This window comes from Sphingobacterium sp. UBA7855 (genome assembly GCA_002500745.1).
Lineage (GTDB): Bacteria > Bacteroidota > Bacteroidia > Sphingobacteriales > Sphingobacteriaceae > Sphingobacterium.
Genome location: DLST01000009.1, coordinates 12,164 through 37,626, shown reverse-complemented (window position 1 = coordinate 37,626; position 25,463 = coordinate 12,164). Strand labels below are relative to the sequence as shown.

Here is a 25,463-nt window from a genome sequence, read left to right as displayed (position 1 = left end):
TATGAATCAATTAAAAGAATTAAAAACTTGCAGAAAGACCAAAGGCAAAAGATTTGCTGATTGGCTGCGCATAATAATCACCGTAAGTTTCAGGATCAAAATACCCATCGTAATTTGTTCCGAAAACAAATAAATTGCGCCCTTCAACATTTACTCTTAGATTACTTGTGCCAATTTTTTTGCTTATCGCAGCCGGTAAAGTATACCCTAATCGAATACTATTGATGCGGACATAGCTCATTTTTTTCGCCCAAATATCGTACTGTTTAAACGAATTAATCGGATCGTTACTTTCCATCCAAGCATAAGCCATCCAACGCTCATTCAATTCGGAACTTATACTGCCCAAGGCGGGCATATTACCACCTTCTTGCAATGCCTTAAAAAGATCTGTTGTATAATTCTGCCCACGGTCTACCAGAGCCGGATTATAAGTCGGGGTACGGCTTACCCAACGCTCCAAATTAAGCACTGCAGAAATCGCAAGGTCAAAGTTACCATAACGGAAACGGTTAGTCATTCCACCGATAAACTTCGGATCTTTACTACCCTTGTATTTAAATTTAGAACGGTATTCTGCAGCAGTCATATCGGTTTGCGAAGTATAGCCCGGTAAGAATTCTGCCCATGGATCGTATAAACCATAAAACTCTTCAAAACTTGAAACGGACCCATCCTGATTTCTAAATTGCATTACGCCATCTTTATCCAAACCTGCAGTTTCCAATACATATAAACCATTTATGGGACGTCCCTCCTGTGCCTCCGGCGCATACGCTTTCGGATCATTCATGACCTTTAATAATTTATTGTCATTATGTGCGATATTGAAATCCGTTGACCAAGAAAACTTATCTGTCTGAATCTGACGGCTTGAAATCGTCAACTCAATACCTTGATTTCGTGCGGACGCCCAGTTAACCTGAACATTCTGAAAACCATTTTCCAAAGGTAAGGCGCTGAAACCAATCAGGTCAGTACTTTTTCTGTTATAATAGTCAACAGTAATGTTTAATCGATTTTTCCATAAGCCCAAATCAATTCCGGCATTATAAGATTGTGTCCGTTCCCAACGAAGTTTGTCATTGGCAGGCATATCAACAACCACAGTTCCCTCGGTGTTACCCGGAAGAAGCGTGGTATTACCATAGTTACCGACGATAAAAGGATAGGTATTGCGGTCTACATTTCCCTGGATACCATATGAAGCCCGTACCCGCAAATCGGACAAGGCCGTTTTTCCTTTAATAAACTCTTCTTCTAGCACATTCCACGATCCCGAAAGCGACCAAATTGGTAAGAAACGATATTTTGGATCCACACCAAACATGTTTGAACCATCGTAACGAATGCTACCATTGACGTTGTACTTGCGGTCAAAGGTATAAGTTGCATTCCCATAAAATGACGCATATGAGTTCTCAATAAATCCCTTTTTGTACTGAAGAAATCTTGAATCTGTTTGATAGTTACTATTTGGAAAAACAATGCTCTGGGTAGTCAAAGTCGCCGGACTGTAGCCAAATCCTTTGGTTGACACAGCTTTATTTGTGCTTCGACGCAACTCGGTTCCCCCCATTAATTCCAACTCATGTCTGTCATTCCAAGTTTTGTTATACTTTAAGTATGTTTTCCAATTATATTGGAAAATACTGTTATTGGAATTTTCGATCTTACTTCCTGTAGGCAAGAAATACTTATAAGTTTTACTAGCAGCATCGTAATACCGTGTAGCAGCACGTAACTTGCGCGTATTATAACTTTCTTGATCGGCAAATTTCTCTGTACTATTTTCATCAAACTGTAAACCAAATTCGGAGCGTAATGACAATTGTGGAATAATCGTATATTCCAAGTAACCAATCGCTTTCAGTGCCTTATTCGTTAAAGTATATTTGGTATTTTCCCTTTCTTCTATAGCATTGAAAGGAATATAGGTATCTTTTTCATAACCTTCAATATCCGGATCGTAGTTAAATTTTCCAAATTGATCATAAACAGTAAGGTATGGGTTGACCGAACGCACATAATAACTTGGGTTCGTAAAAGCATCTCGATCCTGAATTGGATTTTGTCTATTTGAAACCGATCCTAATACATTAATACCGGCCTTAAATCGATCGTTGATTGTAAAGTCGTTGTTTAAGGTAAGCGAATAACGGCGAAGATCAGCTCCTTTTGTAGCTCCTTTTTCATCATAAAAACCACTGGACAAATAATAGCGATGTCCGTCATTACCGCCTGAAATTGATGCTGAATACTGCTGGTTGACCGCCTGACGGTACAATTCTTTTCCCCAGTCCGTTTGTTGTGCACGCAATTGATTAATCGACTGCTGCACTTCTGGTGACAAAGCCGCTAAACCACCCGAACGATAAGCATCCAATGCATCTGCTTTGTTTAGTATCCGCATAACAGCGCCCTTATCCGTACGATAATTTAAATCGGTGCGGTCGGCCATCAATAACTCAAAATCTACCTTCTCGTTAGCATCCATCAGATTGAGCTTACCAAAATCCGGACGTTGCGTCACAAAGGTATTGGCCGACACTTGCAATTTTGCGGGTCCAGATTTACCTCTTTTTGTGGTAATCACAATGACCCCATTTGCAGCCCGTGCGCCATAAATTGAAGTTGCCGCTGCATCTTTTAATACCGTAATATCGGCGATATCATCAGGATTGATACCTGCAATCGGAAGATTATTCAAACTATTCAAATTATCTTTATCAATTCGTTTAGGCAATTCAGCTCCTTCAATCGGCATACCATCGATAACCCATAATGGGTCTTGTGTACCATTGAGTGATACCGTACCACGGATACGGATCTGTGGTGCACTATTTGGCCCACCGTTAAAATTGCTCAACTGCAAACCCGCTACCTGACCAGCAAGCATTTCATCGATCGATGCAACCCCCGTCTGTTTGATGTCCGCTACATTGATTTTATTGTAAGCCGTCGTATTCTTACGTTTTTTGATATCCGTATAACCTGTTACGATCACCTCATCCAAGGATTCACCACTTGGCTGCAGCAAGATTGTTTTATGATCCTGGAATACCGGCACCTGAATACGCTGGTACCCGACATAGCTAATCGTTACATATTTTAAATTACTAGGCACTTTTAAGCGAAATTCACCAGCCGCATCGGTCAATGAACCCAATGCCGACTGCTGCACCTGATTGGGTACACCGATATCTTCTGCTACTGCCGAACTTTCAACGACAACCGTCGCCCCAACGACCGGTTTTAACGTGACCGCATCCAAAACCTTTCCTTTCAGTTCCCTGGATTCCTGCGCATGCGCAACATGCACACACATGAAGGTCAACGGTATTAAAAACTTATTCATTTTGGTAGATGTTAATATATTAGTTTAATTCTAAGGTATTTGCAATACGTAGTAAAAGATCCATGTAATGTGATTTTGTAATGGCATCACCAGTCCGTTTCTTTTGTTTCAGCAACTGGTAAATCTCATATAATTCAGCGCGTTTGTAAGTCAGCATATCGGACGTGCGAATCATACCGGTAACATGGACATTCCGAAGCCCGGCTTGCGAAGAGGATGTATGTTGTGGATGCAAACATAAAGCAGGTCGTGTCGCTTCAACCAGTTGCTCAATGCCCGCCAGTTTCTTCGCATTTAACTTCTCCATGGATTTGTTTGTAGAGACCATCAGCACATCCACATAGTTTTGTTGAAGCATCCGTGTTTTAAGATCCAAAGATTGTCCACTGATGGTTTTGGCAAAAACTGTCTGACGTACAGAAGTCAGAAACTCAGGTGCACTCCATGCTTTTTTACTTCCAAAAAGATTTTCCATCTCAACCATACGCAGTAGTCGCTCATCATTCACAAGTTTATACAACATAGCGTATTGAAATTCACGTTGTAAGTTATAAGGAGCGTACTCAAATGGTCCTATCGGGGAATCTCTCAACGGAAAAGTTTTTGCCATCAGCGCAGGCACGAACAGCCACTCGGGCATGTAAAAGACATTTTTCTTGAGGTATTCCAGCGCACGCACCTGTTTTTCTTTCGGCACTGGACTATACGCATCTTTTTGATCGCCCAAAACGGCATTTTCTAGATAGATACCCCCGATGTTATTTAAGACATGGTCCGCATACGCGTACCATTGTCCAACGACACCCATATATAATTTTCCGGCACGGTAGTAATCATCACCTACCTTAGTGGTCCAGTTGATAATATTAGGCATCATACGGCGCAGATTCAGCATGCCATATTCACCGGCTTTCATGGCGTCATCACCCAGATCTTCCGATTGAGCCCGCGGATCAACGATATTTTTGGAATCCTGTTGTTCACCATAATGGTAAATCGGATCGTGTACATGGCTGTCAATTTCCTTTCTCAACAAAGGAATTTCATCCCACGGCTGTGTTTTACCGTACCAGCGGTAGGCCCAGCCAATCGCATACTTGTCGTATGCGCCAATCACCGGAGTAATCTGTTCCACACCATCCTCAGGTTGCGCTACATAATTGAAACGCGCATAATCCATGATAGAAGGTGCTGTCCCCCCCATTTTTGCGGTAAAGCTTTTGCTCCGTAATGAATCCACGGGGAAACTTGCGGATGCCCCCATATTATGCATAAGCCCCAAAGTATGGCCAATTTCATGGGATGATACAAAACGAATGGCATGTGCCATTTTCTCATCGGAAAAAACATTAGCACGTACTGATGTATCGACGATGCCTGTCTGTATACGCATCCAGCTGTTGAGAATAGTCATAACGTTATGCCACCAGATCACATCGGCTTCGAGAATTTCCCCCGAGCGCGGATCGACCACAGAAGGTCCCATGGCATTCGCCTGAGCAGATGCTGCATATACGATAGAAGAAACGTTAGCATCATCCGGATCAAATTTGACACTGTCGGGCTGTTGTTTGGCCAGAATTGCATTTTTGAAACCAGCAGCTTCAAAGGCAACCTGCCAATCATGAACCCCATCGATGATGGCTTGTCGCCACTGTTTTGGAGTCGCCGGATCTAAATAAAAGACAATCGGTTTCTTTGGTTCGACCAACTCCCCTTTCAGATACCGCACTTTATCTTCGTCGCGCGGTTCCAATCGCCAGCGATTGACCAGATTTTTCTTATCCAGTTCTTGTTGTTTATCGTTAAAATACCAACGTGGTGAAGTGAAGAATCCTATTCTTGGATCGGCAAAACGCGCTACCATAGGTGTTTCTGGCAGCTCATACAGATTGCTCGTTATCTCTAGAGAAACTGGCACCGATTCATTTCCTTCAGTCACCTTCGTGGATAATACCGATTTCACAACGATATTATTGGAATATGATTTGATATCTTCGATCGTAGAAATGCTGGTCTTAGGCGAAGTACCCAAGCCCAAAGCGGTAAACACATCGGTAAAGCTCTTTTCTGAACCATCAAATACTTTATTAACTTTGATTACCACGGCACTTGAATCCTTTGAATAGCTTTCGATTTTAAAAGATTCGATATAAGAAGGACGGTAGTTATCATCAACTGAAGCCGCAATCGCATCACCCTTAGGCGCTTCGACCTGCGGTTTAATCTCCGAAACCCACACTTCTTTTTTCTCCTTACGATAGGTAAAACGAATGACCTTATTCTCATAATTCATCCCTTTATTTACGCCGGCCTCATTCAGCGCCAATGGAACAGAAGATAACTTCTGAATCAACAGAATATCTTGCCCCATCTTTTTCAATGGAATCTCAAAGTAGTAGTTATTTTCCTTACGGATCACCGTAAACATCCCACTATCCACCTGTGCATCTTTCAACAATTTGTCGTACGCTGCTGTAGAGTCTTTCTTGCCTATCGAATCCTTGGCAGCAATAACCGTCTCTTTTTTTCTTAAACCAACTGTTTGCAATATAGAACAAGATTGCATTAGACCCGCTGAAAATAGAAGACCTATGGCTAGCTTTGTATAAGTGTTTTTCATCAAATAATTATTTTTAAGCTCGCTTTCAAAGGCATAAATGAGCTCGTGGCACGCTATTTGTTTTTCACTGGTATCGATGTAATATCAATCGAATATTCATGGTTTAACCAAAGCTTGTATTAGCTAAGGATAAGTTGTATCAGAAAGTAATTGCATCTATTCCATGAAGTCTATCCTAAATTGCATGCTATAAAGGTCTTGACATCTTGTCGGATAAGATTAGGCTGATCACAAACTAAAACCACTGGATTAAGAGCCAAATTTGTTAAAAATATTGTAGAGAATAATACATAAAGGGATGAACACGTAGTTTAGCGGTATGAACACGCACGATAAAAACGTGAACACGTTAGACACCTCCAATTTCATTACTCATATAAGGTATTATGCGAGTGGTAATCGTACAATAAATTGTCCCCCCTCTATTCCGAACTGAAAACTAGACATTGTATAATAAGTATAGATCGATGATAAGTAATTGAGCCCGTACCCCTCGCCTTCCGACTCTGCCCCCTGCCGAGGCTGCCAGTTGTTGCTAATCTCCAGTAAGTTACTTTCAGGAATGTAGATCAACCGGATAGTAAGCGGACTATCTTTAGAAATACGAGTATGCTTTATCGCATTCTCAATAAGCATTTGCAAACCTAAACGGGGAATCCTTTTTTCTAGTAATTCGTTTGAAATTTGAATATCCATATCATTTAATGCCGCCCCAAAACGCACCTGCTGCAAGAAGAAATAAGCTTTACCCAATTCCAGTTCCTCTCGTAGCGTAGACCATTCCGCCTCGTCGGTACGCAGCATCTTCCGATAGACTTTAGTCATCTTGCCAATAAAAGACTTGGCCAGTTCATCGTCTTTTCCGATTAAGTACTGAAGTGAACCAAATGTATTAAATAAAAAATGTGGATTGATCTGTTGTCTCAATTGCACAAGACGCATCTGTGTATATTCATTTTCCTGTTCCAAAGCCAGCAATTTCAATTGTTGAATTTTACGCCGCTCCACAACATTGAAGTAGATTAATGCCATAGCCACCAGCATCAGCCCCACACCGAGCAAGATACTATAAGTCAACAATTCCTGGATTTCCTCTTCGATGCTCAACAACAGAACATACACCTTAATTTCACCACCAACAAAAAGAATGTTAGAAGGATATGAATTGACCATTACGTCAAGCTGAAGAAAATCAGACTGGACAATTTGACTTTGTTTTGAAAATGCTGCGGTATTTCTTCGTCCCCACCTCCTATTATCTGGAGAATATACACAGATACCGCGGTCGTCATAGATCTCAAAGTAAGCGCGCCTTCCAAAGTTGAGTTTTGAAAAATAAGCATTCAGCCGTTCGATATCCATGTAAATATGATACAGCCGATGATGTATTGTCCGGGTGCGTAACAAGGTTAGCATCCTGTTGCCCACATCTTCAACCTGACCCACAGGGATAATGACCAATAAGGAATCCCCAATTTCTTTTGGATCGAAAACGGGTTGTTCCAATATCTTTTTCTCAGAAAGGTACAGATCTTGTTGCAGCAATTCTAGCTGCTTCTTGACAAGCAACATATTCTCATCAGCAAAATCAATCAATATTCTTTTCTTAAGACGATCAACTTTATGATGGATAATACCGAGCAGTCCTCCCCCTACCAGCAGCAGCAACAACAAACAGACAATCAGAATAATACTATTTTTCTGCTCGCTATTTTTAAATCGAAATTTCACGGCTCAAAAATACGTGAAAAATTTTAAAGCGTATGCAAACTACCTCACAAGATAGACTTTAACGAAACCATGCATCAATTAATGCCGATCGATCCCAACGGCTCTTTAAAAAACAGGCCGCAGAGAATAGAAAGAACCACCAATTACGTTTAGAAAATTTAGTCGACCAAAATAGAGTTTTAATTAAAACATGCATTAAAATAACAAAGAGAATTATTATCTTAATACCGTAATTAATGATTTTACGCCATGAAACATACACTAATTATTTCATTTGCACTGCTATCAATCTGCTGTTGGTACAGTTTCAACAGTCCGAATGTTCAACGAAATCCTTTATATGGTAAGGTATTCAGGGAGATTAATGAAATTGCTGAATTAAAATCTTATACCTACACAACTGGCGCGCTTATTGAAACCGACAGCCGTGCACAGGGCGACTATCGTTTTGCTGCCGGCTATTTTACAAATGCCAAAAATGGCATCTGTATTCTAGAGGAAGTGTTACCCGATGAAAAAGCAGGTAAAGGTAAAGTCAAATACAAGATTTTGGATACCATCAATATCGAAAAACTGAAGTCCAACGAGCAGCTCAGCCTATGCAACTGCAAGCAAGGTGACAAGCCAAACAGTGAAATTATAGCCATTAGCCAAGTCGATGAAAGCAAAGAATATTTCGACAAAATCGTCAAGGCATGGCGTATGGATACCAAAAGCCAGAAAATTATTCCTTTAAAAGACACAAAAGGTGTAACCTGCCTCAATGAAGGCTACGGCATCTAGTAGCGACAGGTTTTTAAATCAATCCGTCAGCCTTCAACTTGTCAAACACATGCAAAACGCCAATGACCTGGATAGGCTCTTCCAGGTATTCTTGGTGTGAAAAATAACGAACCGCGCCAATCTCATTACTGGGTTCGATCTGCTCTGTTAATGGATACAGAAAACACTCCTGTTCCATGACCACCTCCGGAACAATCCCATATGCCGGGGCTGTAACATGGCAATAATAGGAAATTTTATCCGGGTCCAGATTAATATTTAGCTCCTCCAAAATCTCGCGACGAAGGGACTGCAGCGCTTCCTCCCCCGCATCGATCTTCCCACCTGGCAGATACCATGCCTTTCTATTGTTGCTATACGCTAATAATAATTTGCCCTCTTTAATACTTACTAAACCCGCTGTTGGCAAAGTTTTTATTGTTTTCATGAATTTTAATATAAGCTAGTATTGATCAAAACGATGAATTGAAATTAATTCTTTTATGACATTTATCAAAAGGCAACAGGTAATTTTAAGGATTCCCTTCTGAAATTTTTAAAAAATCAATCAATTAATCAATCAATCAATGTATCGTTAGTAGGATGATTTAACTTTGTGTACAAGCTTCCGCACACTCTTCAAAAAAGTATCTGCGTCGTTCCGGGTAAAACACAACGGGGGCAACAAACGTAGCGTATATTGTCCGGCATACCCCGTAAAAACCTTTTCAGAAAACAGCAGTTCTTCCCGCAGTTGTTTAATGTCGTTTTCAAATTCTACGCCAATCATCAAGCCTCGGCCTCTCACCTCACTCACGCCAGCTATTGTCTTCAGCTCTGTTAACAAAAATTCACCCACAGCAGCCGCATTGCCGATCAATTGTTCGTTTTGGATAACATCCAATACTGCTAAAGCCGCCGCGCACACCACCTGACTGCCACCAAAAGTAGTCCCTAATTGTCCCATCACAGGCTTTATCTTTGGAGAAATAATCGTGGCTCCCATGGGAAGTCCATTGGCAATTCCTTTGGCAACAGTAATCAGATCGGCTTCTATCCCGGCATGCTGATGTGCAAAGAAAAGCCCTGTACGTCCATACCCACATTGAATTTCATCCAAAATAAGCAACGTACCCGTTGCTGTACAAATTGATCTCACTTCTTGTAAGAAATCAGGACTTGCCTCATGAATGCCCCCAACGCCTTGAATAGGTTCAATAATTACAGCGCAGTATTCTTCTGTTTCCAATTGTTTTTTCAAACTGGAGATCTCGTTGAAAGGTGTAAAGACAAATTGTTCACTTTCATTGAATGGTGCACGAATTGACGGGATATCCGTTGCCGAAACCGCAGCTGAAGTTCTCCCATGAAATGCATTGGACATCGCCAGTACTTTCCTCCTCCCCGTATGAAATGAAGCCAACTTAAGCGCATTTTCGTTTGCCTCCGCACCAGAATTACTAAAAAAGACAGCATAGGTCGGATAACCACAGGCGCTACCTAGACGTTCAGCCAGACGATCCTGAAGATCGTTTGTAACTGCATTTGAATAAAATCCGATCTTTTTCATCTGTTGTATAGTTTGCTCAACAACATGCGGATGGCTATGCCCAACAGAAATAACGGCATGACCGCCATAGAGATCTAAATAGGCCTGCTGCTGTTTATCGTAAACAAAAGAGCCAAGGGCTCGTTCGATCGCAATATCAACTTTCTCAAAAACGGGAAATGGTTTCATGAATGACTTAGAATTAGTAAAACTCAAAAATCAACTTAAATCTCCTTTCATTCCTAGTCCAAGATGGTTATTTATTCCTAGTCCAGCCGTTAAACACAATAAACGAAACAATTCATCTTAAATAGAATAGCTCGGCACCGATCATGCGCCATCTATCGAATGTACTTTAATCCAGCAGAACAATTGTATATTTGAGCAATTACCCGATACAATAGACTCATGCTTAGACCTTGGAATTTAACGGTGGATATTAACAGATCGCCTTTTTTCATTAAAGAAGGAATCACGATTCTTGCCGAACTGTTGGAATAGGCAAATCTTAAATTCAAACAATTCCACCGGGTCGTTCGACTAGACCATTTTCCATTTTGGACGGACGACATTAGATTAAAATTCTGAAAAAACAAACATATTCAACATTTAATTTCGCTTCATTAAAACCATTTAGAAGATTAGTATATGTAATACGTAAAAAACAGTTAAAAGTGTTGGTAAAAGGTAATTATTTTGTCAAAAATCTTTTTTTTCACTTATCAATCGCATAAATTAACCGTAGTTTTACAGCTCAAAAAGCACAAAGCTATTGCAATTGAATAGCGATACAATAAGAGAGAATGGAGTACATTAATTTATGACGGAGAGAATACCCAGCAGGCCATATGCCGCAATAACTGGTATTGGCGGATATATTCCGCCGAATAAGAGATCAAATACAGATTTAGAACAGTTTTGCGATACATCCGATGAATGGATTATCAAACGTACAGGTATTAAGGAACGAAGAATTTTAGAAGAGAATCTTGCCACATCAGATATGGCTGTAAAAGCGATACAAGATTTGGCGGAGCAATATCATAAAAACCTGAAAGATGTAGATGCGCTCATTGTAGCGACTTCTACACCTGATATGCCTATGCCGGCAACAGCAAATATCATTTTAGAAAAATTAGCGCTTACTAATGTCTGGGCATTTGATGTCAACGCAGCTTGCTCTGGATTTCTATATGCCTTAGATATGGCTGCTGCTTTGGTTGAGACAGGACGTTACAAAAACGTACTTGTTGTCGGCGCCGATAATATCAGTACCTATGTAGATTTAAAAGACCGTTCAACCAATATTCTTTTTGGGGATGGTGCTGGCGTGATATGGCTTGAACCATCTTTAGAAGGTGGAATTATGGATGCCTATCTATGTAGCAATGGAGCGGGAAAAGAATTTTTAAAAATTGAAGCCGGCGGTTCTTTGTATCCAATCGACAGCAATCTTCCTGTAAACGACAACAGATTTCTGAAGCAAGACGGTAAAACGGTATTCAGACATGCCGTACAGTCTATGAGTGATGCGTGTACTACGGTGTTGCAACGCAACAACCTCCAGATTGAAGATATCAATTGGTTAATCCCGCATCAGGCTAACCAGCGCATTATCGATGCCGTTGGACGTAGTCTTAATATACCAGAAGACAGGGCGCTAAGTAATATCGAATACCTAGGAAATACCATTGCTGCCACAATTCCATTATGTATCTGGCAAAACATTAAAAAATTAAATACCGGTGATTTAGTCATGTTAACCGCCTTTGGCGCCGGTTTCTCTTGGGGAGCCAGCCTATTCAAATGGATGATTTAAGTATCAAAACTTTTGTCGTCATAAAATTCACACTATGATTAAATGCCAGAAATTGATGATTTCTGGCATTTTTTTTATCTTTTAGTAAAAATCAGCCGTTCTACTTACACACTAGCGATTTCGCCTATGCTGATCTACTCCCCTTAATAATTTAATGACAAGCCCACACCAAAACCCATGTCACTATCATAATGCGTTCTAAAAGCCATATTTTTGGTGATGACATAGTTTAATCCCATCATATATTCTCGATCTGAATTGACCATAAAATCACCACGGATCCTTCTGGAGATCGGAATATCTTCTCGCATCAGCTGCAATCTGACAATGCCATCGTGATACACCTCCGCCTGAAAGTTGACCAACATGGGTAGAGTATACATAAAACCTAGACTCAAAGCTTTGCGACTATCTTTTTTATTTACCTGTCCAAAGATATTTTTCTCATGTTTATCCTCCCCCATACGGCGATAACGATAATCAAAACCTACAAATGGCATAAACCATTGCATCTTCCCAAAGTATCTTCCTAGGTGGGTTTCCACCTCATAGCCATGCATATCGTTGTACCCTAATCGCCATTCGGAACCGAGCTGCCAACGCGCATTCTGAAACATGGCCTGACCGTCATTTCCATTGGACGCAAAATCATTTTGCGCCATAAAATGGGTCATATTACTTTCCATTTGCAATTCCTTGTAGGCTTTGGCTTTGTCTGGAAGATTGGGGTTTTTATAATCATCCACAGCAAACACGCGATTCATCCCAGCCATCATGTGATACAGGATGTGGCAATGAAAAAACCAGTCACCTTCTTTATTTGCTAAGAATTCGATCGTATCCGTCTCCATTGGCATGATATCCACCACATTTTTCAATGGCGCTTTTGATCCTTTTCCATTCAACAGTCTAAAGTCAAAGCCATGTAGATGTATGGGATGACGCATCATCGAATTGTTATAAATGGTAATACGCAATACCTCGCCCTTTTTTACAGGTATCTTATCCGTTTCAGAGAGAATTCTATTGTCCATGCTCCATACATAACGACTCATATTTCCCGTAAGCGTAAATTTAAGATCTCGTATCGTCGCTTCTTTAGGCAGTTCGGTCGCTTGAGGAGACTCCAGCATCGCATAGTTTAACGTAACAATATTTCCCAATGAATTGGCATTATAACGATTGGGATCTTCTTCCATCTTCATTTGTCCATGATCCATACCACTATGTTTGCTGTGATCTTCGTTTTTCCTTCCATCACCTGTAATTTCGGGATACATCACCACATTCATATCCATTTGATTCAGACTCATCTTCATGCCCATATCATTGAGATCGCCATTCATCTTCATCATGTCGTTCATCATCTTCATTCCTTCAAAATATTTAAGGCGGGGAAGTGGAGAAATCAATTGTTTGATGCCATTACCGATAAAATAGCTTGTAGATTGTGTTCGATCTTCTGTTGTTGCCATGAATTCATAAGCTGTACTTTCATTTGGGATTGTTACAATGACATCATAAGTCTCCGATACGGCAATCATTAATCGATCAACCTCCACCGGTAACACATCATTCCCATCATTGGCAACAACAGTAATTTTACCACCTGCGTAGCGCAGCCAAAAATAAGACGAAGCACCACCATTGGAAATTCGTAAACGCACTTTATCTCCTGCTTTTAAACCTTTACCATTCACCGACTTTAAATCTGTGGAATGAACTCCGTTCATCAAGACCTTATCATAATAAACATCACTGACATCCATCGCAAGCTGACGTTTCCATTCATTCGTGACTTTCGTCTTAAACTTTCCTTCTTTAATAGCTTCAACGTAAGATTGTGTTGAACCTTTTTTTATCGCGGCCCAATCGTTTGCTGTATGCAGCATCCGCTGAATATTGTCTGGATTGTAATTTGTCCATTCACTTAATATGACGGGAATCGTGGGTAAATCATCAATTCCTTTCCGGAAAGTCTTATCGTCTTCACGCTTGTTGAGAATAAGACTACCATACATACCGATCTGTTCCTGCAGGCCGGAATGCGAATGATACCAATGTGTACCGTGCTGGATTATCGGAAAGCGATAGGTGTGAGTTGAATTTGGTTTTATCGGCTCCTGCGTCAAATGCGGTACGCCGTCTTCTTTGTTCGGCAAAAATATACCATGCCAGTGTAGCGAGGTACTCTCTTTTAACTCATTGTGAACAACAATCTCCGCTGTATCTCCTTCTGTAAAAGTCAGGGTAGGCATCGGAATCTGTCCGTTTACAGCGATTGCCCGTTTTGGTTTGCCGGCATAATTGACAATTGTATCCCGTACATAAAGGTCATGCCGAACCACTTTCTGGGCTAGCACCGTCAGTTGTGCCATCAATAGTAGAACAACGGTGAATATATTACTCTTTTTACTCATCTTAATTCACTTACTTAATTAGTATTCCGTTAGACATAGGTCCTACCCTATACCGGTGGATCGACCTCGAAAAATAATTCATAGGAGGGCGATTAGTTTAATGTTTCTACAGTACTTCCACAACTGATCATTTGCGCCCCATAGAAAGGATTTTTTATCGCGTTCTCCTTACTGAGCCATTGCGCACCCTTGCCATTATCATACATGGGACAATGCTGATAATAAATAGGTCCATCCAATTTACTCACCTTCAGAATTTCATGCAACGCGTTTGAAAGAGAAGCAAAAGTCATGCGTTGCTTAGCCACATCTTTAGTTTGGGCGATGCTGGATGCATCAGCTGCTAAGCTACTCATCACTTTCATCCAAACCGTATGTTGGGCAGGAGTAAGTTTATTCATATCGACGGCTTTGATCGCTTCTTTCAACGCGGTGGCTTTGACTGCAGCCGCCTGTGCATCGGTCTTCACCAAAGCATCTTTTAGACCCAAATAATGGTTTGTCAACTGGCCAAACGCTGTATTCTCTTTTTCAGGTTCCGTTATCTTCGAAGGGTGAACATGGGAAGCATTAGCTGCTGTTTGGACACCCTGATTATGCTTATTATGATCGACCTGCTGTTCAGATCGATTTTTTGACACTGGTTTTAGCACGCGTTCATATTGCTCAGCTTTCGCCAATTGCGCATAGACATCATCTGGAGCCAGGAACCTTTCATTATCGAAGCCTGCCAATGCTATACGCTTTAGAACCTCGTCAGCACTTGTTTTTGAAGGATCATAGGTAATAAATGCTAATTTAGATGTCGGATCCCAATCAACGATCGCAGTATGTCCATCGCTGCCAACTTTTTCAATCATCTTTTTAACAGCGGTAGTTTTTCCAAGGACCTTTACTGCCGCTGTCTTTGCATTTTTTATCTGTCCATATGTATATTGAGTGGATAGTAATAACGAGATTACCAAACCAAGTAATGAAATTAATCTCATGATTATGATGTGTTGTATATAAATGAATGCTGATGAAAATCACGTATAGCAATTAATGCATGTATGCATTGAATCCGATAGATCCAAAGGAATTTTCATAAGCTAAATAAATCGGGATTGGACAGAAAACCTATCCAAAAAGACATAGCATGGGCTATCAATCTATTGTTGAGCGAGCTGAGGGGGCTGCCAAATGGAAAAATATATATCTGTACAAAAAGGTTGCTTATAGCGCGCATAGGAGCTTGAAGCATCGGCATACACCGGTAAAAGCTGCGGAGCTTCGATTAATGACACAATAAAACTATATGGAAAGGAGACACGGCAAGACTTTTCTCCACAGTGCTTACTGCAGTCATCTAGCGGATCGTCTGCAGCCGCCGACTCGGCTCCATTATCTTTACAACAATCGACGGTTGCTGTGTCTCTTGTCTTTTGCGTTTCATCAAGGCAACATGATTTCTCTTGCTGACTGTTTTTTTCGGACGACGCATGGCAGGCAAATAACCTATTTGGAACAAAAAAAAGCCCCACAATACAGATTATAAATACGATACCGCGATTTGTCCACATAACGGGTTGAAATTTGCGAAGTAACTATATACGTTATTTCGGAAGTAAATGTCGGTAGAATTTTTGAATGACCAATTGTACTATTTTATTTTTTGTTTATGATATTTCAATAAGGTGTATTTTGACACGCTATTCAAATACATAAAACTACCTCTCAATTCGTCTAATCCAGTTAAGCATCAGCAGACAGGCAGGTGCATATACACCGCCATGGTCAAAGCCCTGCAGCTGATAGAGTGAGGTTTTTGTATGTCCAACCTGCTTCAATATTGCTGCCAAATGTGCATTTTCCTCAAACCGTGCAGCCATTTCCAATTGCTGATCGCCCGTGATCAGGAGAATGGGCGGCGCATCTTTACGTACAAATGAGAGTGGTGCGAACTGATCAATCTGAGGGATCACCATCGATTGTCCACGTTCCTTTTTTATTGTATAATGTGTATTGGTCTGTCCACTAATCGGCGCCAGACCTTTTATACGATTTGCATCAACACCAAATTTTTCAAGATATTGCTTATCTAAGCCTACCATTAGAGCCAAATACCCACCCGCCGAATGGCCCGAAACATAAATTTTTGAGGGATCTCCACCATAATTGGCAATATGTGAAAATGTCCATGCTACAGCTTCTGCAGCATCTTCAATATAGTCAGGGGCCTTTGCTTTAGGACTCAATCGATAATTGACCGCTATAACCGCAACACCTTTCTCTTTAAGTTCAAGTGGAATAAATTTATTCCCCTCTTCTAGTCCACCCCCATGAAACCAAACAATGGTAGCAAAATTTTTACGATCTGTCGGGATATAAATATCCAATTTACAACGTTCTTTCTTATAAGAATCTGGCTCGTTAGGTTTGCAATACGCAACATCAGGTGTCGTCTTATAGTGCTGCGCAAAAATCAAACTTGGCGATAACAGGAAAAAAGAAATAATAAGGAATTTGAAGGACATATAAATCGTATTTAAGTCTTATATCCCTTAAAGGTAACAAACTTTAAGAGAAACTATTTAATTGCGCTAAAATAAGTTTCCATTTTGCACTTTTTATTATATCTTAATAATTATCTGGAGACAGGTATAACAAACACAAATTTACCTGTTATAAACGTAAAAAACATGTATTAACATAGAAAACAAAGTCACATTATATGGAACGGATAAAAATTGAAACCGCTATAAACGTGCCCGTAGAAACGGTCTGGAATGCATATAACTCGGCAGAAGATATCATGCAATGGAACCATGCCTCAGATGATTGGCACTGCACAAGTTCAATCAATGACTTACGCATTGGCGGAAAGTTCAAAAATAGAATGGAAGCAAAAAATGGATCGATGGGGTTTGATTTTGAAGGCAGCTATACCGCACTGGAGCCTTTTAAAAAAATAGCTTATGTCATGCCTGATGGGCGTCATGTTGAAGTCAACTTCAACGCTAAAAAATCTGTAACTGAAATCACCATAATTTTCGATGCTGAATCTGAAAATTCGATTGATATGCAGCGTAATGGATGGAAGGCCATACTCGAAAATTTCAGATCTTACGTAGAAAACACGTATGCAAATACGCAAAACGCATAACTCCATCACCTTTTAAATAAAGGATAGCTTTAGGATTCTTAAAAGTATAGTTATATTTAGCCACAAATTCGTCTTCCCTTCACCTTACATAGTGGGGACCGACAAAAACAAAAAAACAAAAACGCGATAAAAAGATTACATATGACAATAATTAACAATTATGAAGAGTACAAAGCCTTTGAAGGAAAATCATTAGGCGAATCCCAATGGCATATTATTGATCAAAAACAAATTAATCAATTTGCGGATGCAACACTCGACCATCAATGGATTCATTTAGATAGTGAAAAAGCAAAAACTGATAGCCCTTTTAAATCAACTATCGCTCATGGATATCTAACATTGTCTCTCATTCCCTATTTATGGAAACAAATTGCTGAAGTAAGAAATGTCAAGATGGAAATCAATTATGGGATCGAAAACCTACGTTTTGCACAGCCCGTTTTGGTTGACAATGCAGTGCAGCTACATACACTGGTAAAGTCTGTCGTCAATTTAAGAGGGGTTATCAAAGTAACCATAGAAGCTACATTGAAAATCAAAGACAGTGCAAAACCCGCTTACGTAGGTGACGTCATCTTTTTATATCATTTCAATTAGTCCCTGCTATAAATCGAAAGAAATTAGCGAATCCCTATCAATGCAAAATGGCTTTCAAATAAAGCATATTACAAATCATAAGGAATACCCTTATGATTTGTTGCTTTTAGCAGACGAAACGGTAGATGCAATCGATAAATATCTTTATGACTCCCTCGTGCATGTTGTATATGATGGAAAAACGCCTATCGCTGTTTTCTGTTTATATCCAGCCGATTCAGAAACATTGGAAATTAAAAACATCGCCGTATCCCCAGCGTTCCAAGGCAGGGGACTCGGAAGTCAATTGCTTGATTTTATTAAGGCCAATTACCAAGAATATGCTAACCTGATCGTAGGTACCGCAGATTGCGGATTAGCACAAATTCGGTTCTATGAACGAAATGGATTTGTTAAATACGGAATTCGTAAAGACTTTTTTATCAAAAATTATGAGCAGCCCATATATGAAAATGGCCAGTTATTAAAAGATATGATTATGTTGAGGTACGGTAAATAACTATCTTTGAAAGAAGTAACTAACAGAATTTAATCAACGAGACTTTATTTATATATACAGATGAAACTGACCGCCATTCACCCCAAACTACCCATGCGCGATAAATCCATTACAAAGGATTTTTACGTACATAAACTTGGTTTTTCATTGATCGGGAACGTCGATTACGAGGGTTATCTCATGCTAAAAAAAGACCATATTGAAATCCATTTTTTTGAATTTAAAGAACTTTCACCAGAAGAAAACTATGGTATGGTGTACGTCCGTACAGACGACATTGACCGCTTGTATCAATCTTTTCAGGCAAACAACGTAGCTATACACCCCAATGGAAAACTTGATACCAAGCCTTGGGGTCAGCGTGAGTTTTCAATTTTGGACCCCGACAGCAACCTCATAACCTTTGGGCATGACGCTGAATTCCAAAAAGCCCACTAAGATTGGGTTAAAATTGCCCTAATTTCCTAGTGGGCCGTGATTTTTTCATGTAATTTTTAACCAAAAAGATCCGAGCTCAGATAACGGTCACCGCGGTCGCAGGCAATAAATACAATGACACCCGCTTCAATTTCATTTGCAATTTTCAGTGCTCCGGCTAAAGCTCCCCCCGTACTCATCCCTGCAAAAACACCTTCGCGCTTAACAAGCTCCCGAGCAAGCTCAGTTGCCTCCTGTTGGGATATATCAAGAACACGATCTACTCTGCCCGGATCAAAAATCTTCGGTAAGTAGGCCTCCGGCCAACGCCGTATACCTGGTATGGACGACTCAGGAGTGGGTTGGCAACCTACAATCTGAATGGCTGCATTTTTTTCTTTCAGGTAGATGGAGTTACCCATAATTGTCCCCGTGGTACCCATGGCGCTTACAAAATGTGTAATCTTACCATCTGTGTCACGCCAGATTTCAGGCCCTGTGGTCTTGATATGTGCTTTGTAATTATCTGGATTCGCAAATTGATTCAATATAAAATAGCCCTCTTTTTCCGCCTTTTCTTCCGCATAATCACGGCATATTTCCATCGATTCCAACAGGGTAACTTTCGCTCCATAAGCCTCCATCGTAAGCGTTCGCTCGCGGGTAGAAGAAGCGGGCATGACAAGTTCTAGGCTCAACCCATATATACCTGCAATCATAGCCAGTGCGATTCCTGTGTTGCCACTTGTTGCCTCAATTAATTTGCTATCCTGCGTGATATCGCCACGTTCTATCGCTGAACGGATCATATTGAGCGCCGCACGATCTTTAACTGAACCAGCTGGATTGTTACCCTCCATTTTCGCGAAAATCTTCACCTTCGGGTTGGTATGGAATTGCGTAATCTCGACTAATGGCGTATTTCCAATCGTATCTATGATATTTCCCATGGTATTTAATTTATTGGTTTTGAATCTATAAACTTTGATGTAGCTTGATGATATACCGTGGTATAGGGCTCTACAGAACTTGTGAGCCACACATTACCGCCAATCACCGAATGATGTCCAATCTGTGTTTCGCCGCCAAGAATGGTAGCACCGGAATAGATAATCACATGATCACCTATAGTCGGATGGCGTTTTACATTGGAAAAAACCTTATCCACACTCAGTGCGCCTAAGGTTACCCCCTGATAAAGCTTTACATAATTACCAATAGTACAAGTCTCACCAACGACCAGTCCGGTTCCGTGATCAATATGCAAATGATGGCCTATCGTTGCTCCGGGATGGATATCTATTCCAGTTTTGGAATGAGCATGCTCCGTCAATATACGTGGTATCAAAGGAACACCCAAGCGATGCAGTTCATTGGCGATCCGGAAAATACAGATTGCAAAAAAACCAGGATAAGTACGCACGACTTCTCTCTTGTTCTGCGCTGCAGGATCCCCATCCATCAACGCATCGGCATCCCAGCACATCAATTCATAAAGTTGTGGAATCCGTTCAAAAAATTTATGCGCTACGTCCGAATGATTGCAGCTTTGACAAGCTTTGGATTTGCTCAAGAGCTGCTCGAGCTCCAATTCAAATTGCTCAAAAGCGAGCTTCACGTCATCGACAGATTTCATATCGCCTGAATTTCGTTCAGGAAAGAGCACATCCAAGATTCGGATAGCCCATCCACAGATCTTCTTATTAGAAGGCATCTCTAAAACAGCCAATTGCTGCTCATAGATATGTTGATAAAAATCATGCATCTTCACTAATTTATTGAAACAAATATACTATACAATATTTATAGATTAAGCCTTATACTAAAAAACTTAACGGCTTTGACCATCACTTTAAATCCGCTCGCTAATGGAATACATCCTTTGACCTAAAGAACCAAACGCTCAAACAACGCTCTCAATGTTACTTCTGGATCTTCACACAAGCCAGGATGGGAAGCCGAACATTGGATCAAGGTACTCCGCTTCGCTGTCAACCAACGAAAACGTTCGGTGATATCCAGCTCAGCAAGTTTGCCGGCACCTCTTTCCCCATGACAGATTCGCTGGAAAGAAGACAGATGATTTTCAATCATTTCCAATTCGATATCCGGACAAAGAGACCGCGCTTTCTGTTCATTGACAAAATAAATCATTTTCGCATAACGGTACTTGCGACAATACAGAGCTATACCGACGTTAATAAATTCCTCGCGCTCCACCCGTGGTATCAAACGTACCACAGCGTACTCATATAAGGTCTTTTCTGGCATCTTCAATTTGCTTTACAAAAATGAATGAATTGGCTACACGGCGTTTCAAGAAAGAAACATATACTTCTCGCGCATCCGCCGCCGAAAGTTCACGTTCGGAATCTTCCAGCCACTCATCCGGTACCACGGCTAATATGTCACGAAATACCGTCTCCGTAAAAAGTGAACGATATTCCACATCGATCTCTCCCACCCTACTGGCATTTTTTAACAGTACGTGATCCTTGATCTGAACAAATGGCTTTAACGACTGTTCCTCCCAGTTATCCCAGCTGTGATGGAAATATAAAGCAGCACCATGATCTATTAACCAAAGTTCTTTGTGCCATATCAGCATATTTGTGTTCCGAACAGTTCGGTCAACATTCATTAAGAGTGAATCTAACCAAACAATCTTAGACGCTTCTTCCGCGGCAATAACGTCAACATTTGCATCGAATGTAATGGCTCCGCTCAGAAAATGTAAACCGAGGTTTTTACCCACACTGAATTTAAGTAGATCCTGAATTTCTTCATCAGGCTCTGTCCGACCAAAAGACTCGTCCAAATCAGCAAACACAATTTCGGGGACGCGCAATTTTAACAGTCTTGCCAGCTCTCCGCCAATTAACTCGGCAATGAGGGCCTTCCGCCCTTGCCCCGCACCCCTAAATTTTATGACATAACTGAAGCCATCATCGGCATCGACCAGTGCCGGTAAAGACCCCCCCTCCCGAAATGGCTGTACATATCGGATGATCTTTACTTCCCTAATAACAGGTTGTTGAAAATCCATGAATTTATATTTTTTATGAACTAAAGTTGGCAAACTAATCCGCTCTATTAAAACCTATCCCAATTAAACATTTTAGAAAAATGGAAAACAAAAATCTACACTATGTATTTGAGCATTGCCCAGTGCTTTACCCTGCGAACTTTATATTGTGGTAATATCCAAAATTATTATCTATATTTTAGCAACAAAGCATAAATTGTACATTCATTTGACCGTCGGAAGTACTATTTTCTAAGTATATTTGTAGTGTAATCACAACTTGTCTCATCAAGTCTTCTTCAATCAACGATATGGATACCATTCAGGAATATAACAATGTGATCAAACATTGTCAGGATTTATTTATAAAAAAAACAAAAGATTATGGAACAGCTTGGCGAATTATGCGCCTATCTTCCATTACAGATCAGATTTATATCAAAGCTCAGCGTATACGTACGCTAGAAATAAAAAAAGTTTCCAAAGTAGGCGAGGGAATTACTGACGAATACATTGGTATCATAAATTATTGTGTTATGGCCATGATTCAAATTGATTTGGGAGAAGACGGCGAGGAAAATTTGGATCCTACCTTTGTAAACCAAAAATATACCGAAAAGGTCACTGAAACGAGAGATCTTATGCTCGCTAAAAATCATGACTACGGTGAGGCTTGGCGCGATTTGCGAGTATCATCCATGACTGATCTGATCTTAATGAAAATACACCGAGTGAAACAAATCGAAGATAATGATGGACAAACGCTTGTTTCTGAAGGTATACATGCCAATTATCAGGACATGCTCAATTACGCAGTTTTTGCATTGATTAAATTAGGGATAGCACAACAATAACCGGATTATGACATTGACACAGCAGCGCAACAAAACAAATTACCTATTAGGGTTTTGCCGAATTTTTACCGGACTTCTATTCATATTCTCAGGTTTTATAAAAGCCAATGACCCGACAGGGTTTGGCTATAAGCTCCAGGAATACTTTGAGGTGTTTCATCTCACAGCTTTTAATGAGTATGCTACCGCAATCGCTGTCGTGATCTGTGGTTTTGAAATTTTATTAGGAGCACTATTGTTACTGGGGGTGTATGCCAATACAGTTGCTTGGGGGCTACTCCTGCTGATCCTATTTTTCACCTTTTTAACCTTCTATTCGGCTTTTTTTGAGGTTGTGACATCCTGTGGCTGCTTTGGAGATGCAATCCCGCTCACGCCTTGGCAATCATTTTCCAAAGACCTCGTGCTGCTAGCGTTGATTCTAGTAATATTTTTTAACCGAAAACAGTTGCGATCTATTATCAAGGGATCAGGCAATCAGTTTGTTGCTACACTAATTACAGCGGTTATCTCCTTAGGTATCGGCATTTATACAGTAAACTATCTCCCATTTATTGATTTTTTACCCTATAAGGTTGGCAATAATTTACCTTCGTTAATGGTATTGCCAGAAGGCAAACAAGGTGATCTGTTTGAGCAAATCTATACCATGAAAAATAGAAAGACAGGCGAAACTAAAAAGGTCAACGACAAAACTTATATGGCTGATAAACTATGGGAAGATGAATCATGGGAAATTATAGGTGAACCTGAGAGTAAATTAGTCAAAAAGGGGTATGATATTCCTATTCCAGATCTTTTAATCACTGATGCAGACGGAGCTGATCACACACAAGAAATCATTGCTAATCCTTACTACAATCTTATTATCGTTGCAAAAGATCTATCGACGGCCAATATTGATGCCATTCAAAAGATCAATCAAGCAGCTATCCAATTAACAAAAGATTATAACGGACTCCGTGTCGTCTTATTAACCGCGTCAGCATCGAAAGATGCTCAATATCTGAGTGATAAAATGCAATTAATCGCGGAGATATTCTACGCCGATCTAGTTCCTTTAAAAAGTATGGTCAGAGCAAATCCGGGCGTACTACTCTTAAAAGGAGGAAACGTAATCGGAAAATGGCATTATAATAATTTCCCGGATGCCAAATCAATAGAAGATGAATTTCTAAGTAAAGACAAATAATACCTATGCCTAAACCTATATTTTTGATTGGTTATATGGGAAGTGGAAAAACTACACTTGGTAAAAAACTTGCCAGTAAATTAGCACTGCCATTTATAGATACAGATGAGGAGATCGTCAAGCAAATCGGTATGAGTATTACTGAATATTTCGCCCAATATGGCGAAGATGCATTTCGAGCGTTGGAACGCGAGCAATTGCGTAAATTTGCGGAGAGAGCCGCTGTAATCTCAACAGGGGGCGGTGCACCTTGTTTCTTCGACAATATGGATTGGATTAAGGCAAATGGTTATGCCGTGTATTTACAAATGTCTCCCAAAGCACTATTTGACAGGCTTTCGCAGTCAAAACTTCACAAAAGACCAATTCTGATCGGAAAATCACCTGAAGAACTCCGCATATTTATTGAAGAAAAACTGATCGAAAGAGAGCCTCATTATACACAGGCCCACTTAACAATCGATCAATTAAATACCAGTGTCGAAGAACTGGCCGATCTGATTATTGAGCACAATAAATAAACAATGAATTCTCGTATCGCCCACTATTTCCTCTTATCGATCTGTCTGGTATTAAGCAGTTGCTTTCAGCATGGAGCCAATACGGATGGCTTGCCAGTGGGCAAACGTATACAGCTCCAAAATGTGGAGGATCTGTATCAGTTTTTGACCTACGACGATAATCGCTATCCTTTGGTCAGTTTGCATCGCGGCGGCCCGACATCTGGATACCCCGAGAATGCTATCGAAACATTTTCTTATAATGCGAGCCTGCAGCCAGTCATTATCGAGTGTGACGTACGCATGAGCAAAGATTCAGCATTGGTATTAATGCATGACAATACGTTAAACCGTACAACGACGGGCAGAGGACCTGTAAGCGCCAGCACCTTGTCGGAACTCAAGCAGCTACGTCTATTGGATAATAATAAAAAAATAACACCATATCAGATCCCAACGCTGGAAGAAGCGCTATCTTGGGGAAAAGATAAGGCAATTTTCACCTTAGATATAAAAAATGATGTTCCTTATGAAGTTGTTATTCATGCTATTCGTAAGCAACGCGCAGAATCTAGTGTGGTCATCATTACCTACAGCGCTAACCAAGCAGCCAAAGTCCATAGTCTCGCTGGCGACTTAATGATTTCGGCTTCTATTAATACCTTGAACGATCTTGCCAGGCTTAATGAAAAAGATATTCCAGACAATCGACTATTAGCCTTTGTAGGAACGCGAGAAGCGGAGCCTCAGTTGACAAAGATACTTCACGATCACGGTATCATGTGTATACTGGGCACACTTGGTAATTTGGACAAACAAGCAGACAAAAAAGGTATTCAAGTTTATGCAGGATTTATTGACCGAGGTGCCGATATATTGAGTACAGATCGCCCAACTGAAGCAGGGCGAGCGCTGAATTTCTATGTCAAAAAGAGAGGAATCACTTCAAAATTTATTCAGTAATATTCC

Annotated in this window: 23 protein-coding genes; 10 read left to right on the top strand and 13 right to left on the bottom strand. The window is 40.4% G+C overall.

The features are described 5' to 3' along the window. Window positions 1-19 precede the first annotated feature (19 nt). The 3 genes from B2107_RS06330 to B2107_RS06320 form a co-directional block, all read right to left on the bottom strand. The gene (locus B2107_RS06330) at window positions 20-3,358 is read right to left on the bottom strand and encodes a SusC/RagA family TonB-linked outer membrane protein (RefSeq protein WP_293954151.1); all 3,339 of its coding nucleotides are present in this window, start codon (window positions 3,356-3,358) and stop codon (window positions 20-22) included. Between the two features lie 19 nt (window positions 3,359-3,377). Further along, the gene (locus B2107_RS06325; RefSeq protein ID WP_293954149.1) at window positions 3,378-5,981 is read right to left on the bottom strand and encodes a zinc-dependent metalloprotease; all 2,604 of its coding nucleotides are present in this window, start codon (window positions 5,979-5,981) and stop codon (window positions 3,378-3,380) included. Window positions 5,982-6,365: 384 nt separating this feature from the next. Then, window positions 6,366-7,712: a sensor histidine kinase gene (locus B2107_RS06320; protein ID WP_293954147.1), complete on the bottom strand. Its 1,347-nt coding sequence runs from the start codon at window positions 7,710-7,712 to the stop codon at window positions 6,366-6,368. Between the two features lie 249 nt (window positions 7,713-7,961). On the opposite strand from B2107_RS06320, the gene B2107_RS06315 reads away from it, so the two are divergent. Beyond that, a complete protein-coding gene (locus B2107_RS06315) occupies window positions 7,962-8,495 on the top strand; it encodes a hypothetical protein (RefSeq protein ID WP_293954145.1) in 534 nt (177 codons plus the stop codon). Window positions 8,496-8,508: 13 nt separating this feature from the next. Here B2107_RS06315 and B2107_RS06310 read toward each other — a convergent pair whose 3' ends face one another. Then, on the bottom strand, window positions 8,509-8,922 hold the full coding sequence (locus tag B2107_RS06310; RefSeq protein WP_293954144.1) for an NUDIX hydrolase: 414 nt from the start codon (window positions 8,920-8,922) through the stop codon (window positions 8,509-8,511). 147 nt (window positions 8,923-9,069) lie between these two features. Then, entirely contained in the window at window positions 9,070-10,212 is a 1,143-nt protein-coding gene (locus B2107_RS06305) for an aspartate aminotransferase family protein (protein ID WP_293954143.1), read from the bottom strand. Between the two features lie 631 nt (window positions 10,213-10,843). Between B2107_RS06305 and B2107_RS06300 the strand changes: the two genes are divergently transcribed. Next, a complete protein-coding gene (locus tag B2107_RS06300; protein WP_293954142.1) occupies window positions 10,844-11,842 on the top strand; it encodes a beta-ketoacyl-ACP synthase III in 999 nt (332 codons plus the stop codon). Between the two features lie 143 nt (window positions 11,843-11,985). On the opposite strand, the gene B2107_RS06295 is transcribed toward B2107_RS06300, so the two are convergent. The 4 genes from B2107_RS06295 to B2107_RS06280 all read right to left on the bottom strand — a co-directional run bounded on the left by B2107_RS06295 (window position 11,986) and on the right by B2107_RS06280 (window position 16,778). Continuing rightward, entirely contained in the window at window positions 11,986-14,262 is a 2,277-nt protein-coding gene (locus tag B2107_RS06295) for a multicopper oxidase family protein (RefSeq protein ID WP_293954141.1), read from the bottom strand. 92 nt (window positions 14,263-14,354) lie between these two features. Further along, window positions 14,355-15,251, bottom strand: coding sequence for a DUF3347 domain-containing protein (locus tag B2107_RS06290; protein ID WP_293954139.1), 897 nt, complete (start codon window positions 15,249-15,251; stop codon window positions 14,355-14,357). A 162-nt stretch (window positions 15,252-15,413) separates the two neighbouring features. Further along, entirely contained in the window at window positions 15,414-15,824 is a 411-nt protein-coding gene (locus B2107_RS06285) for a hypothetical protein (RefSeq protein WP_293954137.1), read from the bottom strand. Window positions 15,825-15,971: 147 nt separating this feature from the next. Next, window positions 15,972-16,778, bottom strand: a complete 807-nt coding sequence (locus B2107_RS06280; protein ID WP_293954135.1) for an alpha/beta hydrolase — start codon at window positions 16,776-16,778, stop codon at window positions 15,972-15,974. Window positions 16,779-16,975: 197 nt separating this feature from the next. Between B2107_RS06280 and B2107_RS06275 the strand changes: the two genes are divergently transcribed. From B2107_RS06275 to B2107_RS06260, 4 genes are all read left to right on the top strand, one after another. Further along, window positions 16,976-17,407 carry an SRPBCC domain-containing protein gene (locus B2107_RS06275; RefSeq protein WP_293954133.1) on the top strand — a complete coding sequence of 144 codons (432 nt, stop codon included), beginning with the start codon at window positions 16,976-16,978 and terminating at the stop codon, window positions 17,405-17,407. A gap of 141 nt (window positions 17,408-17,548) precedes the next feature. Continuing rightward, entirely contained in the window at window positions 17,549-18,007 is a 459-nt protein-coding gene (locus tag B2107_RS06270) for a MaoC family dehydratase (RefSeq protein ID WP_293954131.1), read from the top strand. A gap of 40 nt (window positions 18,008-18,047) precedes the next feature. Further along, the gene (locus B2107_RS06265) at window positions 18,048-18,506 is read left to right on the top strand and encodes a GNAT family N-acetyltransferase (RefSeq protein ID WP_293954129.1); all 459 of its coding nucleotides are present in this window, start codon (window positions 18,048-18,050) and stop codon (window positions 18,504-18,506) included. Window positions 18,507-18,566: 60 nt separating this feature from the next. Further along, window positions 18,567-18,944: a bleomycin resistance protein gene (locus B2107_RS06260; RefSeq protein WP_293954127.1), complete on the top strand. Its 378-nt coding sequence runs from the start codon at window positions 18,567-18,569 to the stop codon at window positions 18,942-18,944. A gap of 56 nt (window positions 18,945-19,000) precedes the next feature. Here B2107_RS06260 and cysM read toward each other — a convergent pair whose 3' ends face one another. The 4 genes from cysM to B2107_RS06240 form a co-directional block, all read right to left on the bottom strand. Then, window positions 19,001-19,873 carry a cysteine synthase CysM gene (gene cysM / locus B2107_RS06255; protein WP_293954125.1) on the bottom strand — a complete coding sequence of 291 codons (873 nt, stop codon included), beginning with the start codon at window positions 19,871-19,873 and terminating at the stop codon, window positions 19,001-19,003. Window positions 19,874-19,878: 5 nt separating this feature from the next. Then, window positions 19,879-20,688: a serine O-acetyltransferase gene (locus B2107_RS06250; protein ID WP_293954123.1), complete on the bottom strand. Its 810-nt coding sequence runs from the start codon at window positions 20,686-20,688 to the stop codon at window positions 19,879-19,881. Window positions 20,689-20,810: 122 nt separating this feature from the next. Further along, window positions 20,811-21,194 (bottom strand): DUF3037 domain-containing protein, encoded by a 384-nt coding sequence (locus B2107_RS06245; RefSeq protein WP_293954121.1) that lies wholly within the window; start codon window positions 21,192-21,194, stop codon window positions 20,811-20,813. Continuing rightward, window positions 21,172-21,969, bottom strand: coding sequence for a HipA family kinase (locus tag B2107_RS06240; RefSeq protein ID WP_293954119.1), 798 nt, complete (start codon window positions 21,967-21,969; stop codon window positions 21,172-21,174). The genes B2107_RS06245 and B2107_RS06240 overlap by 23 nt, the downstream gene beginning before the upstream one ends. 290 nt (window positions 21,970-22,259) lie before the next feature. On the opposite strand from B2107_RS06240, the gene B2107_RS06235 reads away from it, so the two are divergent. From B2107_RS06235 to B2107_RS06220, 4 genes are read left to right on the top strand one after another with little or no spacing between them, the layout of a single operon-like run. Then, window positions 22,260-22,802 carry a DUF1599 domain-containing protein gene (locus B2107_RS06235; protein WP_293954117.1) on the top strand — a complete coding sequence of 181 codons (543 nt, stop codon included), beginning with the start codon at window positions 22,260-22,262 and terminating at the stop codon, window positions 22,800-22,802. 7 nt (window positions 22,803-22,809) lie between these two features. Beyond that, window positions 22,810-23,994, top strand: a complete 1,185-nt coding sequence (locus B2107_RS06230; RefSeq protein WP_293954115.1) for a BT_3928 family protein — start codon at window positions 22,810-22,812, stop codon at window positions 23,992-23,994. Window positions 23,995-23,999: 5 nt separating this feature from the next. After that, window positions 24,000-24,515, top strand: a complete 516-nt coding sequence (locus B2107_RS06225; RefSeq protein ID WP_293954113.1) for a shikimate kinase — start codon at window positions 24,000-24,002, stop codon at window positions 24,513-24,515. 3 nt (window positions 24,516-24,518) lie between these two features. Beyond that, on the top strand, window positions 24,519-25,457 hold the full coding sequence (locus B2107_RS06220) for a glycerophosphodiester phosphodiesterase family protein (protein WP_293954111.1): 939 nt from the start codon (window positions 24,519-24,521) through the stop codon (window positions 25,455-25,457). Window positions 25,458-25,463 lie beyond the last annotated feature (6 nt).